The following is a 21,386-nucleotide window of genomic DNA, read 5'->3' as shown; positions in this document are numbered from 1 at the left end:
TTATTTACGAACGGTAATGTTAGGAACCTTGCGTGAAGTTTCACCAACATACAACTGACGCGGACGACCAATCTTGTATTCAGGATCAGTAATCATTTCTTCCCACTGAGCAATCCAGCCTACTGTTCTTGCCAAAGCAAAAATACAAGTAAACATTTCTGTTGGAATGCCAAGTGCGCGCTGAACGATACCTGAGTAGAAGTCAACGTTTGGATAGAGTTTACGACTGACGAAGTAATCATCTTCCAATGCAATCTTCTCAAGTGTCATTGCCAATTTGAACAATGGATCATCTTGCAGACCAAGCTCATTTAACACTTCGTAGCATGTCTCACGCATCAATTTAGCGCGTGGGTCAAAGTTTTTATAAACACGGTGGCCAAAGCCCATCAAGCGAACGCTAGAGTTCTTATCTTTTACTTGGGCAATGAACTCATGAATCTTATCAACGCCACCTTGAGCTTGAATCTCATTGAGCATCTGCAAGCAAGCTTCGTTTGCACCGCCGTGCGCTGGGCCCCAGAGGCAAGCAATACCAGCAGAGATTGCTGCAAATGGGTTTGTGCCTGAAGAACCGCACAAACGCACAGTAGATGTCGAAGCGTTTTGCTCATGGTCAGCATGCAAGATGAAGATGCGATCTAAAGCACGAACCAATACTGGATTGACCTTGTACTCTTCACATGGTGTTGCAAACATCATGCGCATAAAGTTAGCAGTGTAGGACAAAGAATTATCTGGGTAGATAAATGGCTGGCCAACAGAATACTTATAAGCCATTGCAACCAAGGTAGGCATCTTTGCAATCAAGCGAATTTGAGCGACTTCACGCGCTTTAGGATCGCTATAGTTAATTTGATCGTGATAGAAAGCAGCCATGCCGCCTACTAAACCAGTTAACACGGCCATTGGATGCGCATCGCGACGGAAGCCACGCAAGAAGAATTGCATCTGCTCATGAACCATGGTGTGGTGCATCACCATTTCATCAAACTCTTTCTTCTGAGTAGCATTTGGCAACTCACCGTTGATCAAGAGGTAGCAAACTTCTAAGAAGTCACAGTTCGCGGCCAAATCTTCAATCGGATAGCCACGATAGAGGAGCTCGCCCTTATCGCCATCGATATAAGTGATTTTGCTATTGCATGACGCAGTAGAAAGGAAACCTGAATCGTAAGTGAACTTACCCGTCTGGCCATAGAGCTTACGAATGTCGATTACATCTGGACCTACTGTCCCTTTGTAAATTGGCAGATCAATATCTGGGGTGCCATCCGAAAACGAGAGTTTTGCTTTGATGTCCGATTCAATCATTTCTAATCCTTAGTCATTCAAAATTATGATTAATACACTATTCGATCACACGCTTACGCAACCACTGCACCAAAAGGCTGATTTTTACTTACTTCTCTCTCAGCTTTTGTAAAACCGCTTTAAAGGAGTCAGACTGCATCTCCTTTTCATGACCAGCCACTTCGTCTTTCCGACCGATTAACAAATCCATTAAATCGTTATCGTCAAGCGCAAGCAACTGGCTCAATACTTTTCCATCTTCCACGCTTAGTTGAGTGCCGTAACGCTCAAAGAAACGTTGCAGAATTAAATCGTTCTCTAGTAAGCCCCTGCGAGCATCACTCTTTAAACGATATAACTCTGCGTTTCCGAGGGTCATACTGCCCTGCGAACCATCAACTCCTTGATCTTTCCAATTGCCTTGGTCGGATTCAAATGCTTAGGACATACATCCACGCAATTCATGATGGTGTGGCAACGGAACAAGCGGTATGGATCCTCTAAGTTATCCAAGCGCTGCGCGGTTTCTTCATCACGGCTATCAGCAATAAAGCGATAGGCTTGCAACAAACCAGCAGGTCCCACGAACTTATCTGGGTTCCACCAGAAAGATGGGCAAGAAGTTGAGCAAGAGGCGCACAAGATGCACTCATAAAGACCGTTCAACTCTTCACGCTCTTCAGGGCTTTGTAAACGCTCTTTTTCTGGTGGTGGATTGTCATTTACCAAGTAAGGCTTGATAGACAAATACTGTTTGAAGAACAATGTCATGTCGACAATCAAATCACGCACAACTGGCAAGCCAGGCAATGGGCGCAATGTGATGACCTTAGGCAAAGTCAACATATTGGTCAAACAGGCCAAACCGTTTTTACCGTTGATGTTCATCGCGTCTGAACCGCACACGCCTTCACGGCATGAGCGACGGTAAGAAATGGTTTCGTCCTGCTTCTTCAAAGAAATCAACGCGTCCAACAACATACGCTCACCAGTGAGTTCTAACTCATAGCGCTGCATGCGTGGAGCTGCATCGACATCTGGATCGTAGCGGTAAATTTCGAATATACGGATATCACTCATCTTCTATCTCTCTTGCTTAGAAAGTACGTTCTTTTGGAGGAACTGAATCAACAGTTAATGGCTTCAATTGGACTGGCTTGTAGTCCAAGCGATTACCTTCGCTGTACCAAAGCGTGTGCTTCATCCAGTTGTCATCATCACGATGTGGGTGATCATCATGAGAGTGAGCACCGCGACTTTCTTTACGAGCTGCCGCAGAAATCATGGTTGCATTTGCAGTCTCAACCAAGTTAGCCACTTCCAAAGCTTCAATACGTGCTGTATTGAAAATTTCAGACTTGTCTTTAACCCAGAGATTCTTCGCACGCTCAGTCAATTTCGCCATTTGACGAACACCTTCGTCCATCAACTCTTGATTGCGGAATACGCCAGCGTATTTCTGCATCGTTTTACGAATGTCATTTGCAACGTCTTGCGCGTACTCACCAGAAGTGGAGTTATCCAACTTGGCAATGCGCTCTAAGGTTTGTTGGCCAGCATTGGCAGGTAATTTCTTAAATTCACGATTCTTCAAATTCAAGCCAACAATGTGGTTGCCTGCTGCACGACCAAATACCAAGAGATCGAGCAACGAGTTTGTACCGAGGCGGTTTGCACCGTGTACAGAAACGCATGAGCACTCACCGATAGCGTACAAGCCATTGATCACTTCGTTGTGCTTGCCATTACCTGGCACCACAACTTGACCATTGATGTTGGTTGGAATACCGCCCATCTGATAGTGAATCGTTGGCACTACTGGAATTGGCTCTTTGGTAACGTCAACGTTTGCAAAGTTAATACCAATCTCATAGACAGAAGGCAAGCGCTTCATGATGGTGTCGGCGCCAATGTGGGTCAAATCAAGCACCACATAGTCACCATTAGGACCACAACCGCGCCCTTCTTTAATTTCTTGGTCCATAGAGCGTGATACGAAATCGCGTGGAGCCAAATCTTTTAATGTTGGTGCATAACGTTCCATGAAACGCTCACCATCTTTATTACGCAGAATACCGCCTTCACCACGGCAACCTTCTGTCAACAATACGCCCGCACCAGCTACGCCAGTTGGGTGGAATTGCCAGAACTCCATATCTTCTAATGGAATGCCTGCACGAGCAGCTAAGCCCATGCCGTCGCCGGTATTAATAAATGCGTTAGTAGATGCATCCCAAATACGGCCTGCACCACCAGTAGCTAACATCACAATCTTGGCTTCCAAGATGTAAACCTGGCCAGTTTCCATTTCAAGGGCAGTCACACCAACTACATCGCCCTCATCATCACGAATCAAGTCCAGCGCCAACCACTCCACGAAGAAGTTGGTTTTCGCACGCACGTTACGTTGATACAGTGTGTGCAACATTGCGTGACCGGTACGGTCAGCTGCAGCACAAGCACGTTGTACTGGCTTTTCACCATAGTTTGCAGTGTGACCACCGAATGGACGCTGATAAATCGTGCCATCTGGGTTGCGGTCAAACGGCATACCAAAGTGCTCTAACTCATAAACTACTTTTGGAGCTTCACGACACATAAATTCGATCACGTCCTGGTCACCTAACCAGTCAGATCCTTTGATGGTGTCGTAAAAGTGATAGTGCCAATTGTCTTCACTCATATTGCCCAATGAGGCGCCGATACCACCCTGCGCAGCAACTGTGTGTGAACGTGTTGGGAATACTTTAGTTAATACAGCAACGTTCAAGCCAGCTTCCGCTAATTGCAACGAAGCGCGCATACCTGAACCACCCGCACCAACAATCACCGCATCAAAACGGCGGCGTGGCAATGATTTTTGAATTGCAGTCATCGAATTACACTTTCCACAAAATTTGTACGGCATAGGCCGCACAGGCTACGAGATACAGAACAGTCAACACTTGCAGTGTTAAACGAATACTGACGGGCTTGATGTAATCCATCCAGATGTCACGCACGCCAATCCAGGCGTGATAGAACAGGCTAAACAAGGCCAATAAGGTCAAGAGCTTCATCAACTGGTTGCTAAAGAGGCCAGACCAGCCCTCGTAGGTAGCGCTACCAGTGATGCAGTAGTCAACCAACAGAACAACGGTAAATACCACCATCACAATCGCGGTAATACGCTGAATGATCCACTCTTTGAGGCCGTAATGAGCGCCTACTACTAAGCGCTTTGGTCCAATTTGATAAATAGGCATGAAATTTCCTTAAGTGTGAAGCGCTTAGTACAAGCCGAATAATTTAAGACCCACTACTGCAGTCAGGGCGATTCCAACAACCAATACAACGATGGCTGAACGATTGGACTCTGACTTTTCTACGCCGATTTCTAAATCAAGCAAGAGGTAGCGGATACCAGCACAGAAGTGGTGTAAGAAACACCAGATCAAACCAAGACAAATAATCTTGACCAATACATTGCCAGTGAAAGCCTGAAACTGTTGGTAGCTCAACTCAGAGGCAAGACTCTGATCAAAGAGATACAAAATGAAAGGTAACAAGAGGAACAATACTGCCCCACTAATACGGTGAAGAATGGAAACTTTACCGGCCCAAGGAAGGCGGTATTTCACCAACTGGGCAAGACCAATGTTTCGATAAACCGGTCTATCTTTTTTTACGTTTTGCTGTGCATCAACCATGGGCAATCTCTATCGTTAGGTGGAGGTTCAGTATGACTTTGTTGTGTCGCAACATATTCTATTGGAAACCTTAGGGGTGGTGGGGATTTTTACGTGTTTATAAGGGTTAAATAGGGGTTTTAACGGATAAATCAGTTCAACTTGTTTTCGTAGTGCTGTTCAGTAGTGTCATACCTTGCGTGACGAATTTCTACTGGTTTATTCCCGTAGGTAAATGCCACCCGCTCTACTGAGAGCAATGGCGCACCTAGGGCTAAATGCAAATGCTTGGCCAAGACCTCATCAGCAGCAACAGCCTTAATCTTTTCTTCTGCCCTCACCATGTGCGTCGCGTACTGGCTCTCGTAGAAGGCATATACCGGACCGTGCCAGGCATGTAAGGCCTCTAAGTCTAAGCCTTTAAAACGCACTCCCGGCAGAAAAATCTCTTCATAAACAATGGGTTTGCCCGCAAAGCTCTGAACGCGGTCAATGTGAATAATGGGGTCACCTGCCTTTAATTTAAGCAAATCAGCGACGTAGGCCTTAGCCTTGGTCTTTTCGCAGCTTAAAAATTGGGTGGTCAGATGAAATTTCTCCCCGGAATCGGGGGCTAGGCGTAAAAAACGGTACTGCCAGTCATCTTCTTGATGGGTTGCCACAAAAGTGCCTTTACCCTGCCGGCGGACCAATAGATTTTGGGATGCAAGCTCGTCAATCGCCTTGCGAACCGTGCCCTGACTCACCGCATAACGTGCTGCCAACTCCATTTCACTGGGAATAGCCTCTCCCGGAAGCCATTCTGAGGCCTGCAGGCTAGCCAAAATCATCGCCTTAATCTGTTCATACAGAGGGCTAAATGAGGCAATAGGCAAGTTCACTTCTGACAAATTCACTCCATCAAGAAATCAATTCGATAAAATTCAGGGTAATTCTAGTCTTATATAAGACATCATTGACAGTGTAAAGCGAAAGTCCATACACTTGAATGGATAATAGAAAAGTTTTCTTTATTTAACCTACTAACCTTCCTCTGGAGTTATCAGCAATGGCAAAAGCCCCAATGCGTGTCGCCGTAACCGGTGCAGCCGGTCAAATCGGATATTCCCTTCTTTTCCGTATCGCCAATGGCGACCTTTTGGGCAAAGATCAGCCCGTTATCTTGCAATTGCTTGAAATTCCGGACGAAAAAGCTCAAAAAGCACTCGGCGGCGTGATCATGGAACTCGAAGACTGTGCATTCCCATTGTTGGCTGGTGTTACAGCACACTCTGACCCATTGACCGCATTTAAAGACATCGATGTTGCCCTTTTGGTCGGCGCACGTCCACGTGGTCCTGGCATGGAACGCAAAGACTTGCTCTCCGCAAATGCACAAATCTTCACTGCTCAAGGTAAAGCATTGAATGCGGTTGCTAAGAAGACAGTCAAGGTATTGGTAGTTGGTAACCCAGCAAATACCAATGCTTACATCGCCATGAAGTCCGCACCAGATATTCCTGCGAAAAACTTTACAGCGATGTTACGTCTTGACCACAATCGCGCGCTCTCACAATTGGCTACTAAGTTAAACAAACCCGTTGCTGGTATCGAGAAGTTGGTTGTTTGGGGTAACCACAGCCCAACTATGTATCCTGACTATCGCTTTGCTACCGTTGATGGCAAGTCTGTGAAAGATGAAATCAATGATGCAGCGTGGAACAAAGATGTATTTATTCCAACCGTTGGTAAGCGTGGTGCAGCGATCATTGATGCGCGCGGCCTGTCTTCAGCAGCTTCAGCAGCGAACGCAGCTATCGATCACATTCATGATTGGGTTCTTGGAACGAATGGCAAATGGGTCACCATGGGTATTCCTTCTAAAGGCGAATACGGCATCCCTGCAGAAGTTATCTATGGCTTCCCAGTAGTTTGCGAAAACGGCGAGTACAAAATGGTTGAAGGTTTGGAGATCGACGAGTTCTCTCGCGAGCGCATGACTCACACCTTGAATGAATTGCTCGAAGAGCAAGCTGGCGTAAAGCATTTGCTCCCTTAATCCCCTCAAGGAAAAATTGCACATGAAGAAAACCCTTCTCACTATCTCTCTTGCACTTGCATGCCTATCAGGCGTTACAAGCGCAAGTGCGGATGAAGAAGTATTTACTTGGACCTGCAGCGATAGTAAACAGTTCAAGACCTCTGGCACTACCGAGAAAGTTCGCTTAACTTGGGAATCTAGAACCTATGATTTAGATCGCCAGACTTCCTTGCCTGGTAGCTTGCGTTACAAAAACATGAACAGCGGTCACGACCTCGTTGTGCTGGGTAACAAAGCGATGCTCTTTAACATCAAAGCTGGGGTAAGACTTGCTGATTTCTGCCAAACAGCAGAAATGAAAGCCGGTAAATTACCTCACCTTTTTGCTGGTGCGGAGCCGTTTGTGCAGAACTAATTTCTGAACATGTTGCAACAAAAAAGCCGAGAATTTCTCGGCTTTTTTTATGTTCTGCTCAGTGAAATAAAGGTTGCTGAGTTGGCGTGTCTTCAGGCATCTCTGCATGCACCGCCTCCCCTGAGCGGTCCGGGAATAAAGGTGCGCCACAATCATCACATAACTCTGGATCAAAGAGCATCGCATGACGGAATACATCCTCAACGCCAGCATCATGCAAAGCATCACAGATCTTTTTGATTGGGCTTTCGTCGTCAGATAAATCATTGAGTGCATCACTGGAAACACTTTCGCGATCGTATAGTGGCCAAATAACCCCATACATCACCTCACTCGAGCCTTTGGCACTAAATGAGATGCGGTACTCATCAGCCTGCTCTTCCCCAAAAGCACCAACGACACAAGATAGTCCCGCAGGCAATATACCCAGCGTACTCTCAAGAAAATTCACAGCTGCACGAATACTTAAAGGGCGTACATGCTTATCAGCCAAACGACAGTTCGTGAAATAAGCTTCTGGCAAAAGCAGCTCAAATTCACAACCTGGTAATAAAGTAGCAATCGGTTCTTGCATTGCATTTTGCCAACCAATCAAACTCACTCCACGCTCTTGGCGAGCGGGTGATTCTTCCTGCCACTTAAAAATCGGAGAGCCACTCGGCGCACTTAAAGCGGCAATGATGAATCGAGGATCAGCCAATACTGCAATTGTCTCGGACATATCGCGCAACTCCAGCTTCACATCTGCCGTAGAAATAGCAGCTGTAGCCAAAGCTTCGGTCAAAACACGGGTTTGACAATGGGAGTGCGGCATTTGATCAATGCTGTAGAGCCAAGGAACAATTGCAAGGCGCGTATCAGTAGCTGCAATAGCGCTTTGTAAGGCGGCAGCTGTGGATTCAATCATACCCGCTGGCAAAGGACCTGAAGGGATTTGATAACGGGTATGCGCAACGATCGGCATGGCAATGAGCAACACATCCCAGGCTTGACCTTCATGCTCTATCTTGAGTGATTCTGCCAGTGTTTCTGCGGTATCCGCCAAGACCTCAAACGCAACCGTGTTAATGCGAAAGGTTTGATCCAACGCCGCATCGATTACGTTTTGATTTTGGCTTTTTAATAAACGCATTAAGCGGATATTCAAGCGCTCTTCCCAAAACCGGTCCTCAATCTGACTTCCCGAGGCTGCCAAAGAAATCGCATCGGCCACCAGCTTCTCGACCTCCGGTGAACTGCGTTGTGATGATTTAGTGCGATGTACAGCCATTATTTTTTCTCTGCTCGCCTAAAGAGGGGTTTATCGGGCTTCGATTCTGCCGCATAGTATCGATATCCATCTAAATTAAACCCCTTTAAGTCATCGGGATTGGTAAGACGATTTTCAACGACATACCGCGCCATCAGACCCCGTGCGCGCTTGGCATAAAAAGAGATAATTTTGTATTTACCATCCTTGGCATCCTGAAAAACAGGAGAAATCACCGGGCAACCCAAGTCTTTTGCCTGTAGTACCTTGAAATACTCCTCGGAGGCCAAGTTCAGCAGGAAAGGCTTTTTTTGCTGATCCAGCACCTTTTTCAAAGACTGCGTCACCCTGCTACCCCAAAACGCATAAAGATCTTTACCGCGGGCATTCTTGAAGGCGGTACCCATCTCTAGGCGATAGGCCTGCATTAAATCGAGGGGCCTTAAAGCACCATACAGGCCTGACAAGATACGAATGTGGTCTTGCGCAAAGCTCACAGCCTTTGCATTTAAGGTTTTGACATCAAAACCATCGTAGACATCCCCATCAAAAGCATAAATAGCGGGTTTGCTGTTTTCTTCAGTGAACTTTTTAGACCAGTCGCGATAGCGGCCTACGTTTAGAACCGCCAACTGATCAGATAAACCCATCAACTTAGCAACATCCTGAGGGGCAAGCTTTTTAAGATCCGTGATCAACTTGGCTGACTCTGAGACAAACTCAGGCAAAGTGGGCTCCTTGACCTTCACGGGAGTCTTGTAATCCAAGGATTTAGCAGGAGAAAGTACGATCAGCATGGCACAATTTGTTTATGTATTTTTACCATTCTAGCGACTACCCGAATGATCTGCCTAAAAGGCCTTTTAGAGACCTTTAGCCCTTTTTTATGAGTTCACCTGAAACCTTCGCTACCCCGACTTTTCCAAGTCGTCTACCGCATGTTGGCACGACGGTTTTTACCGTGATGTCCGCACTTGCTAATAAACATCAAGCGATTAATTTGGGTCAAGGCTTTCCAGACTTCGCTTGCGATCGCAATCTCATTACACAAGTGAATGAGGCCATGTTAGCGGACCACAATCAATACCCTCCCATGATTGGTATTGCCAATCTGCGCAATGGCATCGCAGAGAAAATGAAACATTTATACGGTCATCACTACGATCCTGAATCAGAGATCACGATTACCGCTGGTGGCACCCAAGGTATTTTGACAACCATTTTGTCTTGCGTAAGCCCTGGCGATGAAGTTGTGATTATTGAACCGGCTTACGATAGTTACAGGCCCTCGATTGAATTGGCTGGTGGCAAGGTAATTGCCGTTTCTTTGAATGCGGTACGTAATGAAGAAGGTCAAGTTACCTCCTACAATATTCCATGGGATGCATTAGCTAAAGCGGTGCACGCCAAAACACGTCTACTCATCTTCAATACGCCGCACAATCCCACTGGTATGGTGTGGCAGAAATCAGACCTAGATCGCTTGGCGCAATTAGTCAGAAATACTTCCACCTTGATCCTTAGTGATGAGGTCTACGAGCATATGGTTTATGACGGCGCCACGCACCATAGCGTCGCCTCCCACCCTGAGCTAGCCGCCAGAAGCTTCGTAATATCTAGCTTTGGTAAAACCTATCATGTCACCGGCTGGAAAATTGGCTATGTTGCGGCCCCTGCCTCGCTGACGGCAGAGTTTCGTAAGGTACATCAGTTCAATGTATTTACTGTGAATACACCTGTGCAGTATGGGCTGGCTTCTTACCTATCCGATGCCTCGCACTATTTAAATCTACCCGCCTTTTATCAAGCCAAGCGGGATTTTTTTAGGAATGGTCTAAGCAAAACTCAGTTCAAATTGTTGCCAACGCCTGGAACCTATTTTCAATGCGTGGATTACACCGCATTAGGCATTCCAGAAGCGAAACTCAATGAGGCTGATTTTTGCAAATGGCTCACCACTGAAATCGGCGTTGCTGCCATTCCGGTCTCCGCGTTTTATGAACAAGCAACTGAATCTGGAGTCATTCGCTTTTGCTTTGCTAAACAAGAGCAAACTTTATCTACCGCATTACAACGCTTACAGTCTCTATAGGAACTCAGAAAAATCATGGCATCGAAAAAGAATAAAGACATCATTGATGTTTATAGTTGGCCTACCCCCAATGGTCACAAAGTTCACATCATGCTCGAAGAATGTGGCTATCGATTAGGAAAAGATTGGTTGGCCCATCCAATTGATATTGGTGCAGGCGATCAATTTAAGCCAGAGTTTCTGAGGATTAGCCCAAACAATAAGATTCCGGCTATTACTGATCCCAATGGTCCAGATGGCAAACCTATCCATGTCTTTGAATCTGGTGCTATCTTGCTTTACCTGGCCGCCAAAACTGGCAAGTTTTTACCCAAGACTACCCGCGCAAAATATGAAGTTTTGCAGTGGTTGATGTTCCAAATGGGTGGCTTAGGCCCCATGCTTGGGCAAAACCATCACTTTCGCCTCTATGCCCCCGAGAAAATTGAGTATGCGATCAACCGCTACACCAATGAAGCGAAGCGCCTCTACGGGGTGCTCGATGCCCAACTGAAAGATAATCTTTATATTGCAGGCAAAACCTACTCCATTGCTGACATGGCGATTTATCCATGGACTCGGAATTGGAAGAATCAAGGAATTGAGATGAACGACTACCCTCATTTCAAGCGTTGGTTTGAATTGGTTGGTAAGCGCCCTGCAGTAATTCGTGGCTGCGAAGTGCTAACCGCATTACGCAAACCATTGCATGACGATAAAGCTAGAGAGCAGTTATTTGGATCAACCCAGTACCAAAGAAGGAAATAAGATGAAGATTGAATCAGTTGGCGTGATTGGTGCAGGCACCATGGGCAACGGTATTGCACAAGTGTGCGCTGTTGCTGGCTTAGATGTGGTGATGGTGGATATCAATGATGCAGCCGTGCAGCGCGGACTGGATCAAATCAGCAAAAGCCTTGATCGTCTTGTTAAAAAAGAAACCTTAACTGCCCAAGGTAAAGAAGCGGCACTCAAGCGCATCAAAGGAAGTACATCCTATGCTGACTTCAAGGGCCTAGGTCTAGTAATTGAGGCTGCTACTGAAAATCAAGCCATTAAAGAAAAGATTCTCAAACAAGTAGATGAGATTGTGGATAAAGAGACCATCATTGCCACCAACACCTCCTCACTGTCCATTACCAAGCTGGCAGCACTAGACTCCAATCCCAGTCGCTTTATTGGCATGCACTTTTTTAACCCGCCACCCTTAATGGCCTTGGTTGAAGTCATTCGCGGCCTACAAACAAGTGATGCAACTCACGCCGCCATCATTGAGATGGCCAAACGGGTAGGCAAAGAACCCATCACCGTTAAAAACTCCCCGGGCTTTGTCGTCAACCGCATCTTGCTACCGATGATTAACGAAGCATTCTTCGTGCTCTCAGAAGGTTTAGCAAGCCCTGAAGACATTGATGCCGGTATGAAGCTAGGTTGTAACCAACCTATTGGCCCATTGGCTCTAGCTGATTTAATTGGCTTAGATACTTGCTTAGCAGTCATGGAAGTCTATTTTGAAAACTTCAGCGATTCAAAATACCGTCCTTGCCCACTGCTACGTGAAATGGTTGCCGCTGGTTATCTTGGACGCAAAACTGGCCGCGGTGTTTATACCTACGATAAATAATCCATTCATTTAACCTTAACTAATAAAGCGCTCGTGAATACCACTAACCCTATCCCACCTTTGGTACTCAAACTTGGATATGCAGGACTCATTCCATTTATTGGCCTTGCATTGATGGTGCAGCTAGCGCCTACCCCTTTAAATTATCTAAGCGCTGAATCGCTAGCAGGCTATGGGGCAGTCATCACCTCCTTTATGGGGGCGCTGCACTGGGGCGCCAGTTTGCATACATTGGGTAAAGCGCCTAGTGGGGATCGCTGGGTTGACCGCAATGCATGGATTTGGGGTGTGATCCCTGCGCTCGTTGCTTGGGTGGCTCTTCATATCTATATCCCGGTGGGATTATTGATTTTGGCATCGACCTTAATCATTCAGCGCAACATTGATCAAAATACTTACCAATACTATTTCTCTGATGAGACTGCGCGTGTCGCATTTATGGCGATGCGTAATCGCCTGACTTATGTTGCTGCAGCTTGTCTTACTTGGGCGGCGGTAGTCATTCTCTTTATTCAAGCATGATGCAATGAGCGGTCTCTTTGATAGCACTCCACCGCCACCACTAGCGGAGGCGCTTCGCCCCAAAACCATTGATGAAGTGATTGGGCAGACGCATTTATTGGCAGCTGGTAAACCCCTCAATTTAGCCTTTGCCTCTGGCAAACCCCACTCGATGATTTTGTGGGGACCTCCTGGCGTTGGCAAGACTACCCTGGCACGCCTCTCTGCTAAAGCCTTTGATCGTGAGTTCATCGCGATCTCAGCCGTGCTGGCGGGCGTGAAAGAGATTCGAGAGTCAATAGAACAAGCAGAGCAAAATATGGCTCAATATGGCAAACAAACTATTTTGTTTGTCGATGAAATTCATCGCTTTAATAAGAGCCAGCAAGATGCCCTCTTGCCACATGTGGAGTCTGGTTTATTTACGTTCATTGGAGCTACCACGGAGAACCCTTCTTTTGAAGTGAACTCTGCGCTACTCTCCCGTGCACAGGTTTATGTTCTCAAATCGCTGACTGCTGCAGAACTCAAACAGTTATTTGATCGCGCACAGCAATACACCATGCCCAATGTGCAATTTGAACCTGCGGCAATAGATGTTTTGATTAATAACGCTGATGGTGATGCACGTCGCTTACTCAATTTAGTAGAACAAGTTCGTAATGCCGTCCTCACCCCAGGCGCAGAGGTGCAAACCGTTGATCAAGCATTTATTGAAAATGCCTTAACAGTTCAAGCCCGTCGCTTTGATAAAGGCGGGGATCAGTTTTACGATCAGATCTCGGCATTACACAAGTCTGTGCGAGGCTCAGATCCCGATGCTGCTTTGTACTGGTTTTGCCGCATGCTAGACGGCGGCGCCGATCCACGCTATCTTGCGCGCCGCATTATTCGCATGGCCTGGGAAGACATTGGCCTTGCCGATCCTCGCGCAATGCAGCTTGCCAATGATGCCGCACTCACCTTTGAAAGACTGGGCTCACCTGAAGGGGAGCTCGCGTTAGGTCAAGCGGTGGTCTATTTAGCGGTCGCATCCAAGAGCAATGCAAGCTACAAGGCATTTAATGCTGCTCGCGCCTATGTTGCCAACGATCAATCGAAACCCGTACCCAATCACTTACGAAATGCGCCCACTAAACTCATGAAGGAGTTGGGTCATGGCAAAGAATATCGCTATGCGCATGACGAACCGCATGGCTACGCTGCCGGCGAATCGTACTTGCCCGAGGGGATGGTCAAACCTCACTGGTATGAGCCAGTGGAGCGTGGTTTAGAGGGCCAGATCAAAGAAAAAATGGCCTTTTTACGCAAGCTCGATGACGAGCATCGCCAAAAGTAATCATCATGAGTGCAAAGCTGCCGGCCACTTTTTACTTTGACATTGTTTCTCCATTTGCCTATTTGTATATCAAGCAAAGAAAACGCTTAGAGGCAACATTAGATATCAGCCCTGTACCCATTTTATTGGGCGGCCTATTGCGAGCCACTGAGAACAAAGGTCCAGGTGAGATCGCTGCAAAACGTCCTCATACCTATCAATTTTGTGTGTGGCAAGCAGAAAAACTAGGGATCCCGTTTCGTTTTCCGGAGCACCATCCCTTTATGACGGTTGCGCCACAACGTCTACTAGTTCAGATGAATGCGGACTGGTCTATGGTTGAGCGCGCTTTTGATTACATTTGGCTAGAAGGGAAAGACCCCAACTTATCCTGGTCAGAATTTTGTAGCTACCTTAACTTACCCGCTGATACCGCTAAACCCGATGATGTGAACGTCAAGGCGCAGCTCATTGCCAATACCAATTTAGCAAAATCACAAGGTGCCTTTGGTGTGCCTGCGCTCGTTGTTCATGAGCACTGCTTCTGGGGTGTAGATACGATAGACTGGGTTATAGACTACCTGGCAAGGCCTGGGATGTTTGATGAGTCCTCATACGCCTACGCAGCCAAGGTTCCAAATGGCTTAATACCCTAGCCCCTCTGCTGCACACATGCCTGATTGAGCAATACAATGAGTCACCTCTAACAATCTGTACTACAGGAGTCTTTATGCGTAAGCTCATCGCCAGCCTCATCCTCATTGCTAGCTGTTTCGCATGCGAAATCGCTTTTGCTGGGCCAAAAGTCGAATTTAAAACTACCATGGGCAATTTTGTGGTGGAGCTTGATGATGTAAGGGCGCCTAAGACAACGGCAAACTTTTTAAATTATGTAAAAAGTGGTTTTTATAACGGGACTATTTTTCATCGCGTCATTGATGGCTTCATGATCCAGGGTGGCGGCTTTACACCGGATCTTGTGCAAAAACCAACAGATGGGCCTATCGTTTCAGAGGCGCAAAATGGTCTGAAAAACAATGTCTACACCATCGCGATGGCGCGCACTTCCGATCCTGATTCTGCGACTTCACAGTTTTTTATTAATGTGAATAATAACCAAGCACTCGATTACCCCAATGCTATGGGTAATGGCTATACCGTGTTTGGCAAAGTAATCTCTGGAACACAAACGATTGATGCGATTCGCAAGGTCCCAACGATGGTTGCTCCAGCTCCACGTATGGGCAGAATGGCGGATGTTCCGACCAAGACTGTCACCATTGAATCTGCTACGATTCTCAAATAAGCCCCTAGACGCCTGAGTGCAACGAGACGATTCAATAGCTTGGGATAAGCCGCAATGATTTTGCTCGATGATGCGCAAAGCACTGCGGCCAATCCTAGCAGTCGCCTCTATGAAAATCCCATACGCTATTGGTGCTTGTTACCGAGCGGCGATGCAAACCAAGATCGACAAGAAATCTCGCGCTGTTTAGCAGAAATTGCCGAGGCGCTTGGTGATGGCCAATACCTTGTATCTGCTTTTGCCTACGAACTTGGTAGATCCATTCATCACTTAAGTCAGCGGCCTTTAGAAGGCAAACACCATCATCCACTTATTGAGGCATGGTCCTTTCAAGATTTCAAGCGCTTATCCAAAGCCGAAGTTGACGCTTTGATCGCGCAAGAACTAGAGAAACTGGAACCCCCGCACCGTGATGCAGGCGTACTGGATCTTGAGGAGTCTATAACTGCAGCGCAATTTACGCGAGATCTCGAGGCAATTGCAGAATATATTCGCGCTGGCGATACCTACCAAATTAATCACACCTATCGGATCTGTGGCCAGACCTATGGTGCGCCCTTAGCACTCTATGCCCGCTTACGAAATCGGCAGCCCGGCAGATATGGCGCCTTCATTGCACACCAATCACGCTATCTACTCTCGCAATCACCTGAACTGTTTATAGAACGCCATGGCGATCTTCTTACAGCGATGCCCATGAAAGGCACAGCAAGTGCCTTGGCGCAATCAGCCAGCGCACTATCTGACGATCCCAAGAATCAAGCTGAAAATGTCATGATTGTGGATTTACTGCGCAATGATTTAAGCCGCATCTCTTTACCGAATTCTGTAACCGTCCCTAGCCTATTTTCTGTAGCAAGACATGGTGATGTATTACAGATGACTTCCACGGTTCAAGGAAAGATTAAGCCCAAGGTCGGACTCGAAGAGATTTTGAACGCCATATTTCCGTGTGGCTCAGTCACCGGCGCTCCCAAAAAACGCAGCATGGAAATTATTCAGGAGCTAGAGCCCATGAATCGTGGCTATTATTGCGGCGCCTTGGGGTGGCTAGACCCCGATGGGGACTTTGCGCTGAGCGTTCCCATTAGAACGGTTGAGATCGAAGAAGATCTCCATACCAGTGAGAGTTTCTTTACCTTAGGCATTGGTGCTGGTATTACGATTGACTCGAATGCCTCTGAAGAATGGGAAGAGTGTCAAATTAAATCTGCATTTTTAATAGATCTACCGAGCGCAACCGGCTTGTTTGAAACGATCGCAATTCATATGGGTCTACCCCAGCGGGTGGAACAACATCTCCATCGCATGGCCTCCTCTGCTACGGCATTGAGAATTCCATTTGATCCTAGTTCAGCATTGAGCTGCGTTCTAGCTGCGTGCAGCACCCTTGATGCAAATGCTGATTATCGTTTGCGTTTAGATTTATCTCCAAGCGGTGAATTGACAACCAGCACCGGTGCACTTCATGCAGTCCATGAACCCGTGGAAATCTTTTGGGCAAAAGATATTTTGCCTATGAATTGCACCATGCATTCTGGCGATCCGCTATTGCGGCACAAAGTTACTACACGCAGTATTTATGATCTCGCCTGGCAAACAGCAACAGAACGGGGCGGCTTTGACGCCCTCTTTACCAATGAACAAGGGTTTGTGACTGAAGGTGGCAGAACGAGTATTTTTATTTTGCCAAAAGGAAGCTCGGAATGGCTGACGCCACCGCTTTCAGCCGGACTTCTTCCTGGGGTGATGCGGGCTGCTTTGCTAGCTGACCCCCAGATGAATGCCCGCGAAGCCAACCTGACTATTTCCGATGTCACCAACGCACAAGAGATTATGCTTAGCAATGCTCTCCGTGGAGCGATGAAAGCCTTTTTCAGAAAGACCGCATGAAGTATTGCTCTAACTGTGCCACAACCCTAACACTAAAAATTCCAACAGATGATTCGCGTCTGCGCTATGTCTGCGAATCCTGCGGAGCTATTCATTATCAAAACCCCCGCAATGTAGTTGGCAGCATTCCGGTGTATGGCGAACAAGTATTACTGTGTCGTCGCGCCATTGAGCCGCGTCATGGCTTCTGGACTCTGCCCGCCGGCTTTATGGAGCTTGGTGAAAGCACTAGTCACGGTGCGGCTAGAGAAACGCTAGAAGAAGCCGGTGCGCATGTAGAGATTGGACCACTCTACTCCTTGCTCAATGTTCCACATGCAGAACAAGTGCACCTGTTTTATTTGGCCAAGATGCCTACTCCTACCTTTGCTGCAGGAGAAGAGAGTTTAGAGGTAGCACTCTTTCATGAATCTGAAATACCCTGGAACGAGCTAGCCTTTCCTACCGTCAAGCAAACTCTGGAGTGGTTTTTTGCAGATCGCGCAGCTGGTGTCCTCAATGGCGAGTTTCACGTGCGCAGCCGTGACGTACTGCCCTCAGAGAGAATTTAATTTCGCAAGATGAGTCAAATTCCTTGGTTGGGGCCGCAGGACCTTTTTCCAAACCCCTTGTCTGAAGTCGATCCAGATCCCAACGTGCCAGGACTTATTGCCGTTAGCGAGCGCATTTATCCTGGGCAACTTGTAAAGGCGTATCGCCTCGGCATCTTTCCCTGGTATTCCGATAAGCAGCCTGTTTTGTGGTGGTCACCTGACCCCCGCATGACACTGAAGCCTGAAAATTTCAAATGCAGTGAATCTCTGCGAAAAAATATTCGTCTTTTTTGTCGGGATGCACATTCCCAAATTCAAGTGGATATCGATTTTCCTCAGGTGATTCGCGCTTGTGCAACTAGCACTCGAAAAGACCAAGATGGCACCTGGATCACCCATGAAATCATGGATGCTTATACTGCGATTCATGAGCAGGGACATGCTCATAGCATTGCTGTCATCGAAAACGGACAATTGATTGGTGGACTCTATTGCGTTGCTTTAGGGGGAATGGTGTTTGGGGAATCGATGTTTAGCCGCAAACCAAACGCTTCCAAGATTGCCTTGGCCGCCTTAAGTGCCTGGTGCAGCCGCAATCATGTCAGCATGATTGATTGCCAACAAGAAACCGCACACCTCCACTCTTTAGGGGCTGCACCAATTGGCAGGCAAAGCTTCCTAGAGCAGCTGCAAATCTCTCTAAATCAAACTAATATAGAGAAACCTTGGAATTTCGATAAACATATTTTGACCCACTGGCTATGACCCGGCTTAAAGAGCTTCCCTTAACCGCACTTCAGTTTTATGCAACTGCGCCTTATGCCTGTAGCTATCTGCCAAATAAAACCGCACGCTCGCAAGTGGCCACACCATCGCATTTAATCAATGCTGATATCTATAGTGAATTATTAAATGCCGGATTTCGTCGGAGCGGTTTATATACCTACCGCCCCTACTGTGATGAATGCAAAGCCTGTATAGCGACACGCATTCTCGTGAATCAATTTATTCCCACACGTAGCCAGCGACGCGCCTGGAAAAAACATAGCAATCTAGAAGCCTTTGTTTTAAACCTCGGCTATCAAGAAGAGCACTATCAGCTATATCAACGCTATCAAAACGATCGCCACTCTGGTGGTGACATGGATAGCGACGATCAAGATCAGTACATGCAATTTCTGCTGCAAAGTCGCGTGAACTCCCGCATCGTGGAGTTTCGGGATGGTGCGCAGGATACGCACCCTGGCCGCTTACGCATGGTTAGCATGATCGACATCCTTGACCAAGGCATCTCCTCGGTCTATACCTTTTATGATGCGAGCGACCCTTCAGCAAGCTTTGGAAGCTATAGCATTCTGTGGCAAATTGAACAAGCCAAAGTACTGCACTTACCCTACCTCTATCTAGGCTACTACATCCGCGAGAGCGAAAAGATGTCTTATAAGATCAAGTATCAGCCCATGGAAGGGTTAATCGACGATCATTGGCAGGCACTGACTGGTTCATAATATCTGGCTATGATCGATCGCTATTCTCTTCTTCGCCCCTGGCTGTTTTGCCTTGACCCCGAGCAAGCCCACAATCTCACCCTGTCAAATTTAGATCGTGCACAGCGTTGGGGGCTGCTAGATAAATTCGTTAGCAAACCGGTTGCCGATCCTCACACCTTATGCGGCATTACGTTTGCAAACCCAGTGGGCTTAGCTGCTGGACTCGATAAAGACGGTAAACATATCGATGCACTGGCTGCACTCGGTTTTGGTTTTTTAGAAATTGGTACTGTTACCCCACGCCCTCAGCCTGGCAATCCCAAACCCCGCATGTTTCGCCTGCCCCAAGCGCAAGCCATTATTAATCGCATGGGATTTAATAATGATGGCGTTGAGGCCTGTGTTGCCCGCGCTCGCCGCTCCACATTTTGGCAAAACGGCGGTGTATTGGGATTAAATATTGGCAAGAATGCTGCGACCCCAATCGAGGATGCAGCAAAAGACTACGTCCTAGCGATGGATGCCGTCTATGAAATTGCTTCCTACATCACCGTCAACATCTCCTCGCCCAACACACAAAATCTGCGCGCCCTACAGGGAGAAGAAATGCTGCGCTCTTTGTTGGTGGATTTAGACGAAGCCAGAAAACGTTTAAGTGATCACCATGGTATACGTAAACCGCTCTTTTTGAAAATAGCCCCAGACCTAGAGTCCTCTGATGTCAATCTCATCGCCGATCTTCTGATGGAGTTTGGTATTGATGCAGTCATTGCCACCAACACCACCATCTCCCGAGAGGCTGTTCAAGGCCTAGAGCATGGAGAAGAAATGGGTGGCTTATCAGGCGCCCCTGTTCGTATTGCCTCCAATATTGTCATCAAGGCCCTCAAGGCCAGGCTTGGCAATACCCTCCCCATCATTGGTGTTGGAGGCATTCTGAGTGGAGCTGATGCCCGGGAAAAGATTGTGGCTGGCGCAAGCCTTGTGCAGCTCTATAGCGGTTTAATCTATCGCGGCCCTGACTTGGTCAATGAATGCGCTAAAGCGCTCCGCTAGACCCTATTGAGCTGATTTACCCTGATTTGCGCCCCAACCAGGGCTGATGAGGTATTTTTATAAAATGTGATTTCATAATATGCAATGGGGCATGAAATCGCTACAATAAGCAGCATGAATACTGGCAAAACTATCAAAACCTCTAAAAGCACTGGAGAAGTAGCGAAAACTGCTATCCAGGTCGTTGAGCGCATGATGAATTTGCTTGATGCGCTTGCCTTGCATGAAGAATCCTGCAGCCTCAAAAATCTCGCCGAAGAGACTGGCCTACACCCTTCTACTGCACATCGCATTCTCAACGACATGGTTGCCTGCCGATTGGTCGAGCGCGGGGATGGTGGCACCTATCGGCTCGGACTCAAACTCCTGGAGCTAGGCAACTTAGTCAAAGCCAGACTATCTGTTCGCGAAGCAGCCCAAGTGCCGATGCGCACCCTACACAAACTGACTGGTGAGACCGTTAATCTGTCTGTGCGGCAAGGTGATGAAATTGTGTATGTGGATCGCGCTTACAGCGAACGCTCTGGCATGCAAGTCGTACGGGCGATTGGTGGACGCGCCCCTTTACATTTAACCTCTGTTGGCAAGCTCTTCTTGGCGAGCGATGATGCAAATCAAGTTCGTGCCTATGTCACCCGTACTGGACTGTCGGGCCATACGCGCAATAGTATTACCGATTTAGCGAAATTAGAATCTGAATTGAATCACGTGCGCAGAGTAGGCAATGCCCGTGATGATGAAGAATTAGAGCTGGGCGTGAGTTGTATAGCTGCTGCTATTTTGGATGACACCGGCAAGCTAGTGGCCGGCTTATCACTGAGCGCACCAACCGATCGTATTCAGGCAGATTGGCTGCGCTCACTCCAAGAGACTGCTTTGCAGATTTCTAAAGGCATGGGCTACAAACCCAAGACCACTGAGCCAGGCAGTTCAGCCTAACTCAGCCCCA

24 protein-coding genes are annotated in these 21,386 nt (G+C 47.3%); 15 read left to right on the top strand and 9 right to left on the bottom strand.

Annotated elements, in window-relative coordinates:
• From gltA to ICN24_RS05150, 7 genes are all read right to left on the bottom strand, one after another.
• Nucleotides 1-1,314, bottom strand: a complete 1,314-nt coding sequence (gene gltA / locus ICN24_RS05180) for a citrate synthase (protein ID WP_216221837.1) — start codon at nt 1,312-1,314, stop codon at nt 1-3.
• Nucleotides 1,315-1,402: 88 nt separating this feature from the next.
• Nucleotides 1,403-1,672 carry a succinate dehydrogenase assembly factor 2 gene (locus ICN24_RS05175; RefSeq protein WP_216221836.1) on the bottom strand — a complete coding sequence of 90 codons (270 nt, stop codon included), beginning with the start codon at nt 1,670-1,672 and terminating at the stop codon, nt 1,403-1,405.
• Nucleotides 1,669-2,373, bottom strand: coding sequence for a succinate dehydrogenase iron-sulfur subunit (locus ICN24_RS05170; RefSeq protein WP_076023369.1), 705 nt, complete (start codon nt 2,371-2,373; stop codon nt 1,669-1,671). Before ICN24_RS05170 ends, ICN24_RS05175 begins: the two co-directional genes overlap by 4 nt.
• Nucleotides 2,374-2,389: 16 nt before the next feature.
• On the bottom strand, nt 2,390-4,168 hold the full coding sequence (gene sdhA / locus ICN24_RS05165; protein WP_216221834.1) for a succinate dehydrogenase flavoprotein subunit: 1,779 nt from the start codon (nt 4,166-4,168) through the stop codon (nt 2,390-2,392).
• Nucleotides 4,169-4,172: 4 nt separating this feature from the next.
• Complete coding sequence (sdhD, locus tag ICN24_RS05160; protein ID WP_071465564.1) at nt 4,173-4,538, bottom strand: succinate dehydrogenase, hydrophobic membrane anchor protein; 366 nt, start codon at nt 4,536-4,538, stop codon at nt 4,173-4,175.
• A gap of 24 nt (nt 4,539-4,562) precedes the next feature.
• The gene (sdhC, locus tag ICN24_RS05155) at nt 4,563-4,982 is read right to left on the bottom strand and encodes a succinate dehydrogenase, cytochrome b556 subunit (RefSeq protein ID WP_216221832.1); all 420 of its coding nucleotides are present in this window, start codon (nt 4,980-4,982) and stop codon (nt 4,563-4,565) included.
• A gap of 131 nt (nt 4,983-5,113) precedes the next feature.
• Entirely contained in the window at nt 5,114-5,857 is a 744-nt protein-coding gene (locus tag ICN24_RS05150) for a GntR family transcriptional regulator (protein WP_370623103.1), read from the bottom strand.
• A 152-nt stretch (nt 5,858-6,009) separates the two neighbouring features.
• Between ICN24_RS05150 and ICN24_RS05145 the strand changes: the two genes are divergently transcribed.
• Nucleotides 6,010-6,999: a malate dehydrogenase gene (locus ICN24_RS05145; protein ID WP_216221829.1), complete on the top strand. Its 990-nt coding sequence runs from the start codon at nt 6,010-6,012 to the stop codon at nt 6,997-6,999.
• Nucleotides 7,000-7,021: 22 nt separating this feature from the next.
• Nucleotides 7,022-7,396 carry a hypothetical protein gene (locus ICN24_RS05140; RefSeq protein ID WP_216221827.1) on the top strand — a complete coding sequence of 125 codons (375 nt, stop codon included), beginning with the start codon at nt 7,022-7,024 and terminating at the stop codon, nt 7,394-7,396.
• Between the two features lie 58 nt (nt 7,397-7,454).
• On the opposite strand, the gene ICN24_RS05135 is transcribed toward ICN24_RS05140, so the two are convergent.
• Entirely contained in the window at nt 7,455-8,666 is a 1,212-nt protein-coding gene (locus tag ICN24_RS05135; RefSeq protein WP_216221826.1) for a DUF2863 family protein, read from the bottom strand.
• On the bottom strand, nt 8,666-9,442 hold the full coding sequence (yaaA, locus tag ICN24_RS05130; protein WP_216221825.1) for a peroxide stress protein YaaA: 777 nt from the start codon (nt 9,440-9,442) through the stop codon (nt 8,666-8,668). Before yaaA ends, ICN24_RS05135 begins: the two co-directional genes overlap by 1 nt.
• Before the next feature lie 89 nt (nt 9,443-9,531).
• Between yaaA and ICN24_RS05125 the strand changes: the two genes are divergently transcribed.
• The 13 genes from ICN24_RS05125 to ICN24_RS05065 all read left to right on the top strand — a co-directional run bounded on the left by ICN24_RS05125 (nt 9,532) and on the right by ICN24_RS05065 (nt 21,376).
• Complete coding sequence (locus ICN24_RS05125; RefSeq protein WP_216221824.1) at nt 9,532-10,737, top strand: pyridoxal phosphate-dependent aminotransferase; 1,206 nt, start codon at nt 9,532-9,534, stop codon at nt 10,735-10,737.
• 39 nt (nt 10,738-10,776) lie between these two features.
• The gene (locus ICN24_RS05120; protein WP_216222247.1) at nt 10,777-11,484 is read left to right on the top strand and encodes a glutathione binding-like protein; all 708 of its coding nucleotides are present in this window, start codon (nt 10,777-10,779) and stop codon (nt 11,482-11,484) included.
• A 1-nt stretch (nt 11,485) separates the two neighbouring features.
• Complete coding sequence (locus ICN24_RS05115; protein WP_216221823.1) at nt 11,486-12,340, top strand: 3-hydroxybutyryl-CoA dehydrogenase; 855 nt, start codon at nt 11,486-11,488, stop codon at nt 12,338-12,340.
• Between the two features lie 33 nt (nt 12,341-12,373).
• Nucleotides 12,374-12,862, top strand: coding sequence for a DUF3429 domain-containing protein (locus tag ICN24_RS05110; RefSeq protein ID WP_370623102.1), 489 nt, complete (start codon nt 12,374-12,376; stop codon nt 12,860-12,862).
• 4 nt (nt 12,863-12,866) lie between these two features.
• The gene (locus tag ICN24_RS05105; RefSeq protein ID WP_216221822.1) at nt 12,867-14,180 is read left to right on the top strand and encodes a replication-associated recombination protein A; all 1,314 of its coding nucleotides are present in this window, start codon (nt 12,867-12,869) and stop codon (nt 14,178-14,180) included.
• 5 nt (nt 14,181-14,185) lie between these two features.
• Nucleotides 14,186-14,815 (top strand): 2-hydroxychromene-2-carboxylate isomerase, encoded by a 630-nt coding sequence (locus ICN24_RS05100; protein ID WP_216221820.1) that lies wholly within the window; start codon nt 14,186-14,188, stop codon nt 14,813-14,815.
• 74 nt (nt 14,816-14,889) lie between these two features.
• Nucleotides 14,890-15,465, top strand: a complete 576-nt coding sequence (locus ICN24_RS05095; protein ID WP_216221818.1) for a peptidylprolyl isomerase — start codon at nt 14,890-14,892, stop codon at nt 15,463-15,465.
• Nucleotides 15,466-15,519: 54 nt separating this feature from the next.
• Entirely contained in the window at nt 15,520-17,358 is a 1,839-nt protein-coding gene (locus ICN24_RS05090) for a chorismate-binding protein (protein WP_216221816.1), read from the top strand.
• Nucleotides 17,355-17,909 (top strand): NUDIX hydrolase, encoded by a 555-nt coding sequence (locus ICN24_RS05085; RefSeq protein WP_216221815.1) that lies wholly within the window; start codon nt 17,355-17,357, stop codon nt 17,907-17,909. Before ICN24_RS05090 ends, ICN24_RS05085 begins: the two co-directional genes overlap by 4 nt.
• A 9-nt stretch (nt 17,910-17,918) precedes the next feature.
• The gene (aat, locus tag ICN24_RS05080) at nt 17,919-18,656 is read left to right on the top strand and encodes a leucyl/phenylalanyl-tRNA--protein transferase (protein WP_216221814.1); all 738 of its coding nucleotides are present in this window, start codon (nt 17,919-17,921) and stop codon (nt 18,654-18,656) included.
• Entirely contained in the window at nt 18,653-19,399 is a 747-nt protein-coding gene (locus tag ICN24_RS05075) for an arginyltransferase (protein ID WP_216221813.1), read from the top strand. Before aat ends, ICN24_RS05075 begins: the two co-directional genes overlap by 4 nt.
• 9 nt (nt 19,400-19,408) lie before the next feature.
• Nucleotides 19,409-20,437, top strand: a complete 1,029-nt coding sequence (locus tag ICN24_RS05070; RefSeq protein WP_216221812.1) for a quinone-dependent dihydroorotate dehydrogenase — start codon at nt 19,409-19,411, stop codon at nt 20,435-20,437.
• Between the two features lie 114 nt (nt 20,438-20,551).
• Nucleotides 20,552-21,376 (top strand): IclR family transcriptional regulator, encoded by an 825-nt coding sequence (locus ICN24_RS05065; protein WP_216221811.1) that lies wholly within the window; start codon nt 20,552-20,554, stop codon nt 21,374-21,376.
• Nucleotides 21,377-21,386: the final 10 nt, after the last annotated feature.

Source organism: Polynucleobacter sp. UK-Kesae-W10 (assembly GCF_018881575.1).
Taxonomy (GTDB): Bacteria; Pseudomonadota; Gammaproteobacteria; order Burkholderiales; family Burkholderiaceae; genus Polynucleobacter.
This window is presented reverse-complemented; position numbering and strand designations above follow the sequence as displayed.